A 17,159-nucleotide genomic window follows, 5' to 3' on the forward strand; every position below is an offset into this window, starting at 1 on the left:
TTCTCCTCCTTTCTAGAACAAAGCTGAGTTTGGATCAACTCGTCTTGCCAGTAAGTTTGATAGAACCACCAGAATCAAGCCGACTACTGATTGGTAGAGACCTGCTGCTGAAGCCATCCCGATGTCCGCTGTCTGGGTCAAGCCATTATATACATATACGTCCAAGACGTTGGTTACGTTATAAAGCTGACCAGCATTGTGAGGGATTTGGTAGAAAAGACCGAAGTCTGCACGGAAGATATTTCCGACTGCCAGGATAGTCAATACGGTTACCAACGGTGTCAGCTGCGGAATGGTTACATTGCGAATTCGTTGCCATTTGCTGGCTCCATCCACTGTCGCTGCTTCGTAGTAGGTTGGATCAATTCCCATGATTGTCGCATAGTACATGACACTGCTATATCCAAAGCCTTTCCAAATACCAAGGAAAAGTAGGAGATAAGGCCAGATACCCAAATCAGCGTAGAAATTGATTTCCTTCATTCCGATAGATTCTAGGAAATGGTTGAACACACCTTTGTCAATGTTTAGGAAGGCATCTGTAAAGAAACTGATGATAACCCAAGACAAGAAGTAAGGGAACAACATGGAAGTTTGGAAGATCTTAACCATTCTCTTAGAACGGAGTTCACTTAAGATGATAGCAATCCCTACAGATACAATCAAACCGATAAAGATAAAGCCGAGATTGTAGAGGACGGTATTTCGTGTGATGATAAAGGCGTCTTTTGAACTAAATAAGAATCTGAAATTATCGAGTCCGACCCATTTACTATTCACGATACTATCTATAAAACCATTACTGGTCATGTGGTAGTCTTTAAAGGCAACCACGTTCCCAAATACTGGAATGTAGAAGAATAGAATCAACCAGAGTGCCCCTGGTAAAACCATCAAGAGAAAGATCCAGTTGTCTCTCAAGGTTTTTGAAAACTTATTCATAATTTCCTCCCTTTTTTATTTTGATATCCATCTAAAAATTCCTTTTTAGATTTTTGATAACGATTACATTATTAGTATACTCCTATTTGCAGGTTAGGTTAAACTACTAATTATAGAAAAAACTCCACAAATTATGTAGCAGATTTAAAACTTTATCACCACTATCAAACAAATGTCCTAAATCAATTGTTTATTTTATCTCTATTAGCCCAGTGATGGCGTCACTCTGTTACCCTGTGCTAGCTCTCTCAAACAAAATTTTAGGAGCAATGAAGCCCACTATTTTTAGAAAACAAGCCTATTATCAAGTTCCTTAGACTTTTGACCATAGGCGTTCTTCTCTTTTTAACGTTTTTTCTCAAAACTCATCATGAGATCTGTCTAAAAATAAAGGTACTACTTTTCTCAACTTTTTTAGAAAGCTAATACTCTTCGAAAATCTCTTCAAACTACGTCAGTTTCCATCTGCAACCTCAAAACAGTGTTTTGAGCAACCTGCAGTTAGCTTCCTAGTTTGCTCTTTGATTTTCATTGAGTATAAGGCAAGGCCAAATCAATTTATAACAATGTTTTAGAAGCGATATTGTACTAGTCCAGACTCAGTTCATTATAGTGTCTGATTTCTCCCAGACTGACTCCCTACAAAAAGTGCAAATAAGAAATCTCCAGCTTAGTAACTATCAGTGAGTTCTCGAGTCTGAAAATTTTTCAATATACCTCGTTATTGAACGGTTATAGTTTGCCGTCCACTTCCTGACATGCAAAAATCTCCTAGCAGGCTTTCCTACTAGGAGATTTTCTTATGAGAGGTACTTGTTTCAGCTTTGAAAATCGGACTTATCATCTGATAATTATCAAACAATCTACCAATTAAGCTTCTTCGTCTTCTTTACGACGACGTCCTACAAGACCAAGACCAAGTAAGGCACTTGCGGCAGCTGCTACCATAGCTACAGTAGAATCTGCTGTACCTGTATTTGGCAATTCTTTAGATTCTTTAGGCGCATTTGCTTGTGCTGATGCTTCTTGGTTGGCATTCGCTGCTTGAGCAGTAGCTGGAGCTACAGCTGGTGTTTGAGATGCTTGATCCTCAGCTGGAGTTACATGGTCAGCTACTGGAGTAAGTTTCGCCATAAAGTCTTCGATACGTTTCACCATTGCATCCACTTCTGCTTGACTTGCGTCTGCGTTAGCAAATACTTTCTTAGCATCTGCTGATAATGCATTCGCTTCTTTTGCAGTTTCTGCATCAAGCTTAGCTGATTCTTGGATGATTAGCTCATCTAGCTGATGAATAGCACTTTCTAACTTGGATTTATTCACTTTGGCTTGAGTGTTCGTCATTCCGTTATCGGCAGAAGGGCCGTAGTTTCCACCATTATATGGAGGTATCATATCTTGATTGTTTGGTGAAATCACTTCAACTGGAACTTCAAGTTTTTGTACACTTCCATCCGCTAGTCTTAATGTCACTGTAGCAATTTTAGTACCGATAGTATTCGTATCAGGCAATACCATCTTGATGACTGAGATTTCTTCTGGTAAATCTAATTTCGCTAACACATCTGCTTGGGAAAGGGCTGTACCGCGTTCAACTTTCACTACTCCATTGATTAAAGCTTTCAGGGCGTCTTCTAGTTTTAATTCTGGAAGATCAGCTACAAGTGCATCTTGATCAACTTGGTATAAGAAGGTTCTGAGAACTTTATCGAGTTCTGCTTGGGTTGTGGAGCTATCGATTGCAATATTAGCTGCTTCCGCTTCTTCTCTTACCGACTCTTTTTTCTTATCTTTTTCTTCCAAAGTTAAATCTGTTCTCGCATCGATTTCTTTCAGCTTATCTGCCAGTACTTCTTTAACAGCTTTCTTAAATTCTGCTTTTGCACCTACTGGATCAATCTTTGCAATATTAGCTTTTCCAACTTCCGTTACTTTAGCAACATCGTCTTGACTCATTGCCTTACGAATCGCATCCTTAGCTGTTTCTGCTTCTGATTCTGCGGCTTTTTTGGCAGTAGTTTTTTCTGCTGTCAATAAATCAGTTCTTGCATCAATCGCTTTTGATTTTTCTGCTAAAGCTGTCTCAATTTCTGCTAGGGCTTTCTCTTTCCCTACTGGATTTACTGCTGATATAGCTGTTATTCCTGTTGTTTTAGCTTCATCTACTTCTGCTTGTGTTGTAGCTGATTCAATAGCTTTCTTAGCATCTTCTGCCGCTTTCTTAGCCACTGCTTTGGCTGCTGATTTTTCTGCGTCTGAAAGTTTAGCGTTGCTGTCAATTGCAGTTTCCTTAGCAGATAGGGCTGAGTCTACTGCTGCCTTAGCCTTGTCTTTTCCAACTTCTGCAACTGATGAGATAGCTTGGCTTCCTTCCGTCACTTTGGCATCTACTTCTGCTTGTGTTGTAGCTGATTCAATAGCTTTCTTAACATCTTCTGCCGCTTTCTTAGCTGCTGCTTTGGCTGCTGATTTTTCTGCGTCTGAAAGTTTATCGTTGGCGTCGATTGCAGTTTCCTTAGCAGATAGGGCTGAGTCTATTGCTGCCTTAGCCTGATCTTTTCCAACTTCCGCAACTGATGAGATAGCCTTAGTACCTTCCGTCACTTTGGTATCTACTGTTGCTTGATCTGTTGCTTCATTGATAGCTTCCACTACAGCAATGGCAGCTTTTGCAACTTCTGCTTTCGCTTTGATTTTTTCTTTTTCTGATAATTTCTCGTTCTTATCAATTGCTTCTAACTTAGCTTCTGTTACTTTTTGGATTTCATCTAATGCTTTTTCTTTTCCTACTGGATTTAGTGCATCTATAGCCTCTTTACCAGTTGTTTTTGCATTATCTACCGCTACTTGCTCTGTTGCAGCATCTATAGCTTTCTTAGCTTCATCTACAATATTCTGAACTTGTTCTTTAACGGCTTGTTTTTCGTCATCAGAAAGTTTCTCGTTACCAGCAATCGCTTTTTCTTTAATCGCTTGAGCTGCTTCTAGTTCTGCTTTGGCTGCTTCCTTAGCAATTGCTAATTTACCTGCATTTTTAGCTGCTGTAACATCATCTTCCGTTGTTGCATCATCAATTGCAGCAATTGCTTTATTTACTTCTTCCGCTACTTTTGCTTTCGCTGCTTCTTTTTGTTCAGCTGTCAAATCTACATTCGCTTCAATAGCATCCGTTGCATTCTTAGCAGCTTCTTCAACTTCTTTCTTAACAGCTGATTTATCAATATCTTTTAGAAGTTTTGCTGCTGTTGCTAGTTTAGATTTCAACTTGCTAATCTTAGCTTGAAGTCTGTAAGCTTCTAATTCACCAGCATTATCTCCTTTAGCTAATAAATCTTTAGCTGCTTGCTTCGCTGCTTCTAATTCTGCACTTAGTTTGCCAACTTCATCATTATAAGCTTTGATACTATCATTCGTTTTACCAGTCTTATCTGCTAATTTAAGATCCTCATCAGCATTCGCTAACTCATCTTTTTGGTCTTGAGTTATTTTATCTACTAACGCTTCTTTGACTTTTTCTAACGCTGCTTTCTTAGTGTTAACATTCGCTAGGGCTGTTGCTACTTGTTCTGGTGTCGCATTTGGATCTGCAATTAGTGTTTCTGCATCTTTAACCGCTTGATCTGCCTCCACTTTTGCTGCATCATATTTGTCTGCTGTTTCTTTTGTTTTTCCTGCTGTGACATTTTCTGTTGCGGCTAATGCTTTTAGTGCTTCTTTTGCGTTTGTTAACTCTGTTGTATTTGCTTTGTCTTTTAGTAAGCCTTTTGCTTCTGCTAGTTTTGCTTTTAGCTCTTCTACTTTGGCTAATGCTACTGTTGCGTCTGCTTTTGTCGCATTATTATCTTTAGCTTTTTCTACTAGTTCTGCTGCTTTCGCTTTGGCTTGCGTTAAGTCTGCTTGGATTGCTGCTACAGCTTGATTATATGCTTCGATACTATTTGGTGTTTTAACTCCAGTTAGTGTATTTTCTGCAATTGGTGTTAAGGCTGCGTCTGCTCCTTCTAAGGCTGTTTTTTGCTCGTCTGTTGCTTTTTCTACTAACGCTTCTTTGGCTGTTTCTAGTTTTTCTAGCACTGTATTGACTGCTTCTTGTGCTTCAAGTGCAGCTAATTTAGTTGCATTCACTCCATCTGTTTTGATTTTATCTGCCGCAGCTTTGGCTTGATTTAGTTCTTCTGTTAGTTCTCGTATTCTTTCGTTATACGTATTAATACTGTCTTGAGTTTTTCCTTCCGTACTTGCTTCTACTAGTTTTGCTACAGTTTTTTCTAATTTTGCTTTTTGAGCTTCTGTCGCTGCGGGGACTAAATTCTTTTTAGCTACTTCTAACGCTGCTCTTTTAACTTTAATATCAGCTAATGCATTTGCTACATCTTCAACTGTTGAATTTTCACTAGCAATTACAGCTTGTGCATCAGTTACCGCTTTATCTGCGGCAGCTTTTGCAGTAGTATAAGCATCTTGACTATCTTTTGTTTGACCTTCTGTCACCCTTGCTGTTGTTTGCTGGTTTATGAAATCATTTAAATCATTTTTAGCCTGTTCTAATTCAGTTGTGTTTCCTTTATCTTTCAATAGGGTAGCTGCTTTATCTAATTCAGCTTTGATTTTATCAACTTCAATTTGAGCATACGCTGCTTCTACTTCACCTGCGTTTACTGTTTTATCTAGTACTGTTTTTGCTTTTTCTTTTGCGGCAGTTAATGCAGCTTCTAATGTTTTATATTTATCCTCATATTCTTTTATACTCTTCGGCGTTTTACCTGTCTTATCTGCTTCTTTCAACGCCTCCGAGTCATTTTGTAATTTAGTCTTTTGGTCATCAGACGCTGCAACTACTAAAAGTGCTCTAGCTGCTGTTAATTCTGCTCTTTTGGCCGTTACATTAGCCACAGCTTGGGCTACTTCATCAACAGTTGCTGTATCACTGTCTATAACTGCTTTTGCCTTTTCAGCTTCTTGTTCTGCGGCAGTTTTAGCTTGGTTATAAGCGGCAACGGTTTCTGGAGTCTTACCTGGAGTTGGATCGTCATTTACTAAATCATCTAAAGAAGCTTTTGAACTTGTTAAGGTTGATTTGTCAACTTTCAACTCTGCTTGTTTTTGCAACGTAACATTTAAGATTTTCTTATATTCTGCTGTTGATTTTAATTCTCCAGCTAATAATTGATTAATAGCATCTAATTGATTCTGATAAGCTTGTTGTGTTTCAGGGGTTTTTCCTCTTTTATCTGAATCACGAGTTTCAAGCAGTTTATCATAAACCTTTTGTAAAAGATTTTTAGCAACATTATTTGTGTCTTGATCAATTGAAAAGTCTAACGATGAAATTGGTAATGCATATTTTAAATCCCAAGCTTGATAACTCATCCCTACTCTATTGTTATCCGCTGAACTAATTCTAACTTTGTACGAATCGACACCTTTTTCTAATTCAATATCTCTACTTGTAAAAGTACCTTCTGTACCATTAGGTAAATTAGCAGGGTTTGCTAAACGTTTTTCTACCTCATCTCTCCCTATATAATTTCTTCGTGTATCACTGGGCTTTGTAGCATCACTTCCTGTACTTGACACTCTAGTTAATACGGCATTTGTTCCGTCTTTTGCTGCTATCACCGTTTTATCTGCATCTTTAACAGATTTATCTGGATAAAACTCAGTGGAATATATTTTCTTCTCCACCCCTTCTTTTATACTAAATACCTCTACTTTATATTTAGCTTTTTTACCATCAATATCTCCTGTATATCCAGGTTTAAAGCTTACCTTTACCCTCGAACCATCTTCAGATGAGTAAGCTTTAAAAGTCTTCTCAATCCCATCAAAACCTTTAACTGCTTTAGCAATTTCAAGTCCTTCATCTTTGTACTTATATGCACTTCCATCAAAAGCTTCTTCATTTGAGTTTGCTCTTGTTCTAGCCTTTGTTAAGAAAAGCATATAGTCTTGCGTCTTATCAAAAGACTGTTCTCTAAGATAGATAGTATCATTCAATAATGAATTAATAGTTTCTATAGGAAATGTTCCATACTTAGTTTTTCTACCAATCGCAAATTTCCCATCTCCGACTGCTTTCCAGCCGCCAAAATCATTAATTTCTTTTACATGACCTACTTCAACATTTTTTTCAGCTCCTAATTTATTAATCGCACCATCTTTTATACTATCATTATTTTGAATTCTTTCCGGTAAATTTAATAATTTTTCTGTTAATTCATCTAATCCTGCTTTTACTCTTGGTGCTGTGTAAGTCTGGTTTGCTGATGGATCAGTATCAGTCGTTGTCTCACCTGTTCGGAATGGATTATTTCTATCTAGGGCTTGTCTATTACGTGGATCATGTTGTCCTGAGTTTGCAATAGAGTTGGTTCCTGTAGCTTTCTCAGTATTGCTTGCTTTCTTACCGACAGTCGCTTTTCCTTCTGTGGTATCTAGTTTAGGACTTTCCACTTGGGCTTTAGGCTTACTACGTAAACCGCTGCTCGCTGTCATAAAGAGTCTTCTATAAGCTTTTGTCAACTCGTCTTGACTTGTGGCTGTTGTTAGGGCAAGTTTTGCTAATTCTAAATGTTCTTTAAGGGTTGCGACACTTTCATCTGTCTTAGTCGCATAGCTACCTGAGGCTAATTTAGCATCAATTTCTGCTACGTAATCTTCCAGCTGTTTTTTATCCAAGTCAGATGTAGCTTTTTCTTCTGCTTTTTCTGTTGCTGAAGCAGTAGATGATACTACTGGCGCTGGAGTGGCAGTAGTAGATGTTTCTTCTTTCTCTTTTGAAACAGTAGGTGATTCGACTGATGATGCGCTTGCATCAGTAGATGTTGGAGTAGTTGTTTCTTCTTGATCTTTCGGAGCAGTAGTCTCACTGCTACCAGAATTTCCATCCAACTGACTGACTACTGGAGTCGCCCCGTAGGTTCCATTCTGGACATCTGGATCTTTCAGTGGCGAGCCTTGTCTTCCCTCATTAGTTGGGGTTACACCTTGCTCTGTGGCAGACACTGTCCCATTTCCTGGAAACATGAACAAGGCTGCTACTGCAACACTAGCAGCACCAAAACTAACCTTACGAATCGAAAACCGCAAGCGCTTTTCTCTATCTTCATTACCTTTATAAAACATATATTATTTTGCTCCTTTTCCGATAATTATCGGTTAATATATAATGGAAGGACAAATAAAAAGCCCCCCCTAAAATATTTATGCATATTTTAGACTGGCATAATTTATTATACTCTTTTTTGTTTTATAAATCAAATGTTATGAACTAAGCTTGATATGATGTATCTTATCCAATTCTTCTGTTTCACGCGAAACACCCTGCGCCAGGCAAGGTGTTCTTGTTTTTATACTCAATGAAAATCAAAGAGCAAACTAAGAAGCTAGCCGCAGGTTACTCAAAACACTGTTTTGAGGTTGCAGATGGAAGCTGACGTGGTTTGAAGAGATTTTCGAAGAATATTAAACCCCAAATTATTCATATCTCACACTAACCAAACAATTCAAAAACCACCAGAAGAGCCGTTAAAATACTGCCCTTCTGGTGATTTTCATTGATAGCTGAGTCTCGAAGAAGGTAGAGTTTAAATTGAAACTACTATCATACAAAACTCTTTGATCCTATTTATTTTTATCACAATTTTGATTTATAGTTCTCCGAATACCTTTTAAATGTGAAAGCATTTCATTGGAGCTTTGAAAAATACATACACTGTTTTTATTCGTATGTTAACTTGATAGAATCTTTGTCTTCAAGCATTTTTTTAATGTTAACGACAGGCAATATGAAGTTGGGGAACTCATTACCCCGAGTAATCATATCAGATACGATAGGCCGAATATAGGACCAAAGAATTGCTAAGCCATTCTCTTTAAGAAAAGTTTCAAAATCAATATCAAATTCTGTCTCGTCATATATAAATGAAAATTCTCCAACAATATCTACAATAAGCTCAAAAGCAGAATCATCTGAATCTATATTTCCTTGCTTTGTTATCAAGTTAACATAAGCAAGGTTTTCAGATTTTCTTATTAAAATCTGTGCAGACAATTCAGGATGTAAATTAATAGTACTATTTGTTTGGTCAAAACTAGGATTTCTTCGGTATGATACTTCATTTAAAAAATAATCTTTAAATTGTAAAGAGGACATTAAGCTGCCACCTCACTATTTTCTTTTGTTGTAATTAAGTTTTCAGAATCTATTGGTAAATATGAAAAACATGACTTCTTGTTTTTTATATTATATTCAGGCATTGCATTTACTTTAGTTACAGAATTCAAATCATCAAACTCTTTTTGATTATTTAATTGAGGAGTAAAATGGATTTCATCTTTATATTTTTTAAGACTTCCTGATATATTCAAATCATAAGCAAATTCATTGTTTACTGAATAAATTTTGTTGGCCTTAATATTTTCAACTAATTCTTGGAACATTGGAGAATCCATCAAAGAAAATTCTTCAGTTCCTAAAAAGTTTGACAATAAACTCATAAAAGCCTCCTTATTTATAAAATGTTTGTAATACAATTTAAATCACGGATACAGATTTCTTCTCCATTCTTTCCGTCAATTACTGGTAAAGATGGAATAGCAGTATATGTTTTGGACTGCACTGCTTCATAATTCTTCCCATGCTGAGACGCTAAATCAAGCAACAGTTCAATAATTAATCCTTGATTTTGGTTAAGAAGAGTAGCTCTATTTTTGGCTCCGCTACCTGAAATACCTGCAATCTCACGTTCAATTTGAATAGATGCCGCTTGTCGATATTCCTCTAATAACCTTTGGTTTTTTGGGTTATCTAAAATAAAAATCTTATCTATAGATTTTAGGGTGATTTTAGCATGAATTAACTCAGGCCTAACCCCAGGTTTGCTTAGTTCAAATGACTTATACTTTGCGACATAAGCAGAAGCAATCGTTTTACCAGTATCTTTGTTAAAAGGTAGAAAAAAGTAAATACCATTACCCAAATCGTTCGGATGTCTCTGTTTATGAATACCAGGTTTATATTTCTCATAAGAAAACCCAGCAGATAGAATCTTTTCTTTCCTTTTATTGGTGGTGCCGTGCCACCCACTATATTGTAGCATAGAACCTCCTGATGAAGCTACTAGCTTAATTATACTGTTAAAGCTTAGATAATTCAACTATTACGGGCTTTTTTGAAAAAATTCTAGCGATTTCCAGAACGTAACTGAGCATTAAGACAATAACTACCTCACCTTATCATGCCGAAATTATCGGATTTTATCAGAATTAAAACCCCATAAAATCGGGCTTTTTTGAAGAATAGAGTGGATTGGAACTAGAACAGTACACTACGACTACTAAAACATTTCTAGAAATTAATTTGACTTTCCTAATCAATTTGTTCAAATCTTATTTCAATCTACTATAAAAAAACACAAGCCTAAGCCTGCGGAAACATTATCTATTCTAAATAGTCTTTTTCTGTTATGACTCTTAATCTAGTAGAATAATTCTGGAATGTTGAGAATTTAAAGCGTTTAGGATCTTCAAGTTTGTTTCTATCGTTCATTTCTAAAGCACGGTTATAGTCTATAATAGCTTTCACTAACTTATTGATTATAGCTTTATCATTATCCATTACTTTATAATAATCTTCGACTTTCCGAAGGCGAAAAGTGGTATTTAGTAAATAACTTTTATCTTCTAAAATCAATGTTTTACCAATATCTAATCCTTCAACATATCCTTCTTTTGCTGAATTTCTAAGCTTATACTTCAATTGATACTTTTTAGGAATGTAACTTCTAAATGGAATCAAGAAAGTTAGCCCCTGTATTTTGACAACAGTTACCGCAAATCCCCTTCCTTTATTCATTACTTCCTTCGTCTTAAAGTCATAGTCCATCGCTTGAATAAGGTCGTAATCCTTGCACATTTTTAAATCAATTTGACCTAATTTTAATTTTTTGCTTTTCATTTCTATTCCCTAGATAAAAAGCTCACTAAAAAGTGAGCAACATTTCCAATGAGATACTTCTGTTGACGAGCGCGTCTCTCCGCCCCCTCATTGCCTCACGAAAAGGCTAGACGAATCGAAAGGAGGTGAGTTTTCCTGTTTTCAATTCTACTTATTCTTACACATTTTTTTAATTTTGTCAAACAAAAAAACGCAAGCCTAAGCCTGCGGTGAGTGTAATCTATTTTGAAATTTTTAAATAAAAAAGGAGCATTTAAGCCCCTCCTTTGAAATAACGGACCCTTTGGCTGGTCGGTGTACCCAGAATCTCAGATACCCTTTTGCAAGGTGTGACAGGAATCTTTCTGCCCTCAAATGTCTTTCGTTAATGTTATTCTAGCACTATCTAATTTTTTGTCAAGTTTTCTCAATCTACCAGACTTGATACGTATTAGCTACACGCTCAACAAATTTATACTCTTCGAAAATCTCTTCAAACCTCCTCAGCTTCCATCTGAAACCTCAAAACAGTGTTTTGAGCAACCTACAGCTAGCTTCCTAGTTTGCTCTTTGATTTTCATTGAGTATTAAAAAACTCTCTTATCTGAAACCATCACAAAAAAAACACTTGTTTTACTAATTTTAAGTGTACCACAATACCTCCAATTGCTAATCGATAGAATTGCTCTTAGGAAACATTCCCTTTCTGCTATTTTATCATAAGTTTGTCTAACTGTGGCATTTGAAACTAGATAATTCTTCTGTTTCACGCGAAACACCCTGCGCCAAGCAAGGTGTTCTTGTTTTAGGTCGTGTAAATCGTTGAAGCTGTCGCAATGGTATGCCATTGGTTGGCTGTTGTGGCTGCGAAGCCCTTGTCTGCGTAGAAGTCGTTAAATGGCAGGATTTCCACTTCTAGTTCGTCGATGCGGTCAAGCTGACCAGCCAGATAAGCCTCGATACGGCTTTCTGCTCGCTTGATGCGTTGCAAGAGTCCGCCCATACGGATGTCAACTGTATCCAAACCAAAGACCTTGTTTTCCTTCAGCCATTGATGGCTAAAGAGGGCATGGAAGTCTTCAATTTGGCTTCTGAGTTCTGGTAATTCTTGTCTTGCGATTTCTTGCAGACTTTCTTTATCATCTGCTTGATAGGCTTGACGAATGTGTCGTCCCACATCGACTTTGCTACTTAAAATAGCATTCAACTGGGCCTGAGTTTCAAAGAGGTAGGCATAGTTGCCAGCTTTTTCTTTAATATCAGCAAGCATCTCAGCAGCCTGAGCAAAGTGTGGTTTGTCCTGTTCAGGTGTCATGTGCCGGTCAAGGATCGGACAGAGAACATCCTGATAAAAGACATAGCGGTTGGGATTGATGCCACTGAGATTTTCTGGTAGATCTGGCAAGAGGTTGGCAAGGTCAAGCTGCATAAAATCTTCAACCGATAGACCTGTATTGGTCTGAAAGTGAGCAGACAAACGGTCTAGGTCATTGCGGTAGCTGAGTTCTGCCCAGATTTGCAGACTTGGTAGGATAGAAAACTGGGCTGTTTCACCACCATTGTCCCCCCAACCCGTTACAATGACTTCTTTGATGTCATTGGCACGGCAGGCTTTATTGGCCTCGATAGCCACTAGACGGCTGAAATGGTTGTGAGGTGTAAAGCCAATCCACTTCCAAGCTCCCCCTGCAAATGCAAGGTCATGGCTAATCCTGTGGTGGTTGCGGAAGTTGCGATTGTATTTTTCCTCGCTATCCTGGTAATAATCCCAGTAAACCAAGGTCACACGGTCTTTGAGACGGTCTAGGTAGACACGAGTTTCTTCTGGAATTTCCACGTCGCGGTCGTACTGACCATCTGCTGACATAAGTTTAAAGAACATATCGCTCCACATCTGGCAGTGGAAACCATATTTATCAGCAATATCCAGCACGCGCTCCAAGTGTTGGCACATAAGGAGACTACGGTCCACAACACCGTTCAATATCAAGTAACGTCCCAAGCCAACCAAGTGGGCTTCGTCCATCCCGATATTGACCTTGCGAGTCCTCAGTTTAGATAGAGTAGCAAACATGCCGTCAATCAGGTCATAAACCTTTTCTTCGCCAATGAGGAGAATGTCCTCTACATCACGGAGTTCTTGCACTTCCTTGACACCCCATTTGACGAAGGCCGACAAGTGGGCCAAGGTCTGAATGCAAGGCACAAAGGTCATGTCAAACTGTTGGGCATAGGCTTCGATTTCCTGCAACTCCTCAGCTGAGTAGGCTCCACGGAAATAGCCAAAGTAAGGCTGTCCTTCAATCTGGTAGGTGTCTTCCATGTAAAGCTCAAAGATTGAGTAGCCCATGAGAGCCAAGACCTCAATCATCTGCTTGGCAGAAGTCACATTTAGCACCGCATTTCGAGAACAGTCTGCCATATAGGCTAAATCTTCATAAGCTGCTTGTTCCTCAATCTCTACCTTGTCACCTTCTGCTAGAGCTGTTACCAACAAGGACAAGGCACGATAAAGTTGGTGGGGTTTGCGGTAGGTCAATTGATAGTGACCACCCTCACCCTTGATAGAGATAGAGGCTTGATCAGATTGGGCGACAGCTACTTCTACATCTGGTAGAGAAATGTGCTTTTGAAGCAACTCTATAGCTTGATGTTGTTTACTGCTAATTCCTGTAAAAATTACCATTGATTTTCCTCCTGTAGCCAGTTGACAAGGGCACCGTAGAGATTGGCATCTGCATGATAGGTGCAGGCTTGGATGACAGGTGCGACCGTATATTCTTCGTAAGTATCGACAAAGTCATCTACAGCCTTCTTGACACCTTGAATAAAATCTGGATTTTGACTGATAGAGCCTCCCAGGCTAATGACATCTGGATCGATGAGATACTGGATATTGAGCAAGCCTTGAGCCAGATTACGGTTCATGCGCTCAATGGCTTCTTGGCAAAGGTCATTTCCTGCTTCGGCCTCTTGGTAAATTTTGCGACCGTCCCAATCAGTCTGACCAGATTTTTCAATCACGTAGCGTACCATATTCCCAGTTGATGCTAGTTGCGACCAGTTATTGAGTTTTTCAGCAGGGGCAAGGGTTGTCATGTAGCCAAATTCTCCACCCAGACCGTGGCGACCTCGGTGCAGTCTGCCATTGATAATCATAGCTCCGCCAATCCCTGTCCCAATCACGACACAGGCTGCATTTTCAAGTTCTGGATGAGCCAGTAATTCACTGAGTCCAACGCAGTTGGCATCATTTTCCAGATGGACAGGAATCTGATAAGAGCTAAGCGCCTCATACCACGAAAAGCCATGGATGTAGGGCACCGCACTGAAGCCATCAATCACACCTGTCTCTTGATTGACCGCGCCTGGAACGCTCATAGCAATCCCGCTGTAATCCTGCTCTGGCAAGCGCTGGTCTAACCAAGCTAGTAAATCCTCCAAACTTTCAGGCGTTGGAATGCTTGTCTTATTCAGTATTTTCCCATCAGGAGTCAGACTGGCAAACTTAATCCCAGTCCCTCCGATATCAATCGTTGCAATGGTCATTGTTTTTACCATAAAAAGGGGCAAATCAGCAGTTAGTTCTTACCTTTTCGCCCCTCCTTTCTTTTGATGTTTACTTTTTGAAATTAAATTTCTTCTTTTTTGATGAATTCTGTACGAATCTCTTGTGGAGCCAATAGTCCTGAATGAACTGGGTATGGTCGTTCAAGTAGGTCAAGGAAGAGATGTTGACTTTCCGGTATACATACATTTTCACTACACATATTGTAGTAACGAAGAACATAGCCTTCTTCATTTTCAGCTACCTTAAAGGCTGTTGGACAGATTTGCGGTATGTTGAGAACAGAATGGCTCAAGAGGCTACCAGTCGTAGCCACGCTTCCTTCTTGTTTAGCAAGCTGAAGGCTGGTAAATGGTGTCTGCAAGGCTTTAGCACGACGATAGGCTGAGAAGCGTTCTTGGGCTTGGTGGCATTCAAGTGCAAACTCGACTTCAAACTCACGCAAGCATTGTGCTTCTGGTGTTGGGAAGTAACCCCAGTCACCTAGCTCACCTGACGCACGCAGAATAGTCACTGCAATGGTGTCGTCTCCAAGGATTTCGTATTCATTCAATCCCTTGTTGGATACAGTCACACCTTTTTCATCATCATACAGACTAACAAAGGCTTGTTGGTGTTGAGGATTTTCAGGATTTTCCCATGAAGCAGCTGGTTTGTTTGGTCGTGTCACCACCTCATAGATGCTTTCAGAATCATTGCTTGGACGCGTGTTATGAGTCTTGACCAAGAGACGGATACGGTGGTCTTTGGCAGTGTTGGTAAAGCGAGTCTTGCAACGAATTTGTGGATTGTCAACGAAGACAGTCAACTCAGTTTCCAGAGGAATGCTTGTCAATTCTTCTGACCGTCCAGCTTCACGCTTCATAAACTCGATGATGCCTTTTTGCTCTTCTTCTAGCTTTTCATCGGCACTGACAGGCACAGTCAATTCATGTTTGAGCAAAATCTTAGCGTAGCGAGCTGTGTTTTCCAAGACCTCGTAGCTCTTAAGCTCTGCATAGATTGGCTCTGTTCCTTTTGGTTGGAAATAGATATACTCGTTTCCGATGTCACCACGGTCTTCGAAGCGGATAAAATCTTCGTAGGCTTCGTGAGTTGTCTTGTCATAAACTGTGATAGTGTCATCCACACTCACCGTTACGAATGGTGTATCAATCACTCCGTTTTGGTAAATACCCTCACGGTGTTCTTGCTCTCCTTCCAGCAATTGGAAAGTTGTCCAAGAAAGCGGCGCTAGGTGAACTGGAATGGTCACGCGCACTTGTCGAGCGATACGAGCTTGGCGAAACTTGTCTTTTGGTAAATCGTACTCAAAATTAGCCCCAAGATCCTCGATTTTAGCCTCTACAGGACGCCCATCTAAGTCCTCCACACGGTAACTTGGCAAGGTAAGAGCAGCCATCTTCTTGTAACCTTCTGTTGGGTGCAATTCCTTGAAATCACAAGTCGCCACATCAATCACTGTGCTGACAGTATCGACCTTATCATGCAAGCCTGTGTTAATGACAGTAAAGAGATAATCACTTTGAGCCTTAGCTGTAGCGATTTTACCCTTCCATTCGTTAAGAAGATTGCTCTTAACAAAGTTTCCTACTTGGTTGACCTTGGCAAAACGAGTTTCCATCTCTCGGTGAACTTCGTCCACGCTACAGCCACAGATGCTATCATGCGGCGCATTCTGCAAAAGAGTTTTCCAAGCATAGGTCAACTGGTCCTTGTGGTTATGACCCCCAGTGATAATTGTCAAGGGTTCTACAACTTGCTCTAGGAGGTTGCTATTTTCTTGGAAGGATTGTTTGAGATAAATACGAGATGAAGAAGTGTTGGCAAGTGTGTACCAGCCGTCTGTTTCCTGACTGGTCAACTCACCTGTAACCGTTGATAATTGCTCCGGTAGGGCACTTTCCACGGCTTGGACATATTCATCAAAGGAACTGTGAACAAAGGTCACATCTGGGAAGAGTTCATTTGCCACACGAATGGCTTCGCTCAGATTTTTCTGTACAGGCTGGTGGTCACATCCGTTCATCATCAACCATTGGTTAGTCGAAGCGTAGGCACGCACATCTGCCAGTTTTTGTTTCCAGAAGGTCAAGGCCTCGTCTTTATCAACTGGAATTTCATTCCCATTGCTATACCAGTTGGCAAAGAGGATACCAAGCACTCGACTACCATCTGCACCTTGCCAGTACATTTCTGAAAACTGGGAAGTAAACTGCTCATCTTCGAGGACTTGGTTATCAAATCCAATCGGTTTCACACCACGACCAAAGGCTGCCACGTGAATGCCTGATTTTTGAAGGATTTGAGGCGCTTGCCCCATATTTCCAAAGGTATCTGGGAAGTAACCAATTTGAGTAGATTTACCCCATTTGGCAGCTTCTTGCTGACCAATAAGAGTATTGCGAACATTGGCTTCACTTGAAATCAAATAGTCATCCTGCAAAATGTAAAAGGGACCAATTTTCAATTTTCCTTCGTCAATGTAGCGTTGAACTTTGTCACGATTTTCAGGGCGAATTTGCAAGTAGTCGTCGAGGACAATAGTTTGTCCATCCAAGTGGAAACTCTTGAACTCAGGGTCATTTTCAAAGAGATCAAAAAGATTGTCAAACAATTCCACCAACTGCATACGGTGGCTTTCAAAAGGCAAGTACCACTCACGGTCCCAGTGACTATGTGAGATAATATGTACAACAACATTTTCCATGA

Annotated in this window: 9 protein-coding genes; all 9 read right to left on the minus strand. The window is 39.5% G+C overall.

From position 1 onward, the window contains the following. Positions 1-12: 12 nt before the first annotated feature. Positions 13-942 carry an ABC transporter permease gene (locus SP4011_RS10785; protein ID WP_049552653.1) on the minus strand — a complete coding sequence of 310 codons (930 nt, stop codon included), beginning with the start codon at positions 940-942 and terminating at the stop codon, positions 13-15. 870 nt (positions 943-1,812) lie between these two features. Continuing rightward, positions 1,813-8,067, minus strand: coding sequence for a DUF1542 domain-containing protein (locus SP4011_RS10790; protein ID WP_338619310.1), 6,255 nt, complete (start codon positions 8,065-8,067; stop codon positions 1,813-1,815). A gap of 595 nt (positions 8,068-8,662) precedes the next feature. Next, positions 8,663-9,097: a protein-export chaperone SecB gene (locus SP4011_RS10795; protein WP_023937337.1), complete on the minus strand. Its 435-nt coding sequence runs from the start codon at positions 9,095-9,097 to the stop codon at positions 8,663-8,665. Continuing rightward, positions 9,097-9,441, minus strand: coding sequence for a hypothetical protein (locus SP4011_RS10800; protein ID WP_050242788.1), 345 nt, complete (start codon positions 9,439-9,441; stop codon positions 9,097-9,099). The genes SP4011_RS10795 and SP4011_RS10800 overlap by 1 nt, the downstream gene beginning before the upstream one ends. 14 nt (positions 9,442-9,455) lie before the next feature. Further along, positions 9,456-10,043 carry a hypothetical protein gene (locus SP4011_RS10805; protein ID WP_138704746.1) on the minus strand — a complete coding sequence of 196 codons (588 nt, stop codon included), beginning with the start codon at positions 10,041-10,043 and terminating at the stop codon, positions 9,456-9,458. Between the two features lie 341 nt (positions 10,044-10,384). Beyond that, the gene (locus SP4011_RS10810) at positions 10,385-10,900 is read right to left on the minus strand and encodes a hypothetical protein (RefSeq protein ID WP_050242789.1); all 516 of its coding nucleotides are present in this window, start codon (positions 10,898-10,900) and stop codon (positions 10,385-10,387) included. Between the two features lie 784 nt (positions 10,901-11,684). Continuing rightward, positions 11,685-13,565 carry a beta-N-acetylhexosaminidase gene (locus SP4011_RS10815; protein WP_338619312.1) on the minus strand — a complete coding sequence of 627 codons (1,881 nt, stop codon included), beginning with the start codon at positions 13,563-13,565 and terminating at the stop codon, positions 11,685-11,687. After that, positions 13,559-14,428, minus strand: coding sequence for an ROK family protein (locus tag SP4011_RS10820; protein ID WP_338620430.1), 870 nt, complete (start codon positions 14,426-14,428; stop codon positions 13,559-13,561). The genes SP4011_RS10815 and SP4011_RS10820 overlap by 7 nt, the downstream gene beginning before the upstream one ends. 83 nt (positions 14,429-14,511) lie before the next feature. Beyond that, positions 14,512-17,157, minus strand: coding sequence for an alpha-mannosidase (locus tag SP4011_RS10825; RefSeq protein ID WP_338619314.1), 2,646 nt, complete (start codon positions 17,155-17,157; stop codon positions 14,512-14,514). Positions 17,158-17,159 lie beyond the last annotated feature (2 nt).

Origin of the sequence: Streptococcus parapneumoniae (assembly GCF_037076355.1) — a bacterium.
Classification (GTDB): Bacteria; Bacillota; Bacilli; order Lactobacillales; family Streptococcaceae; genus Streptococcus; species Streptococcus parapneumoniae.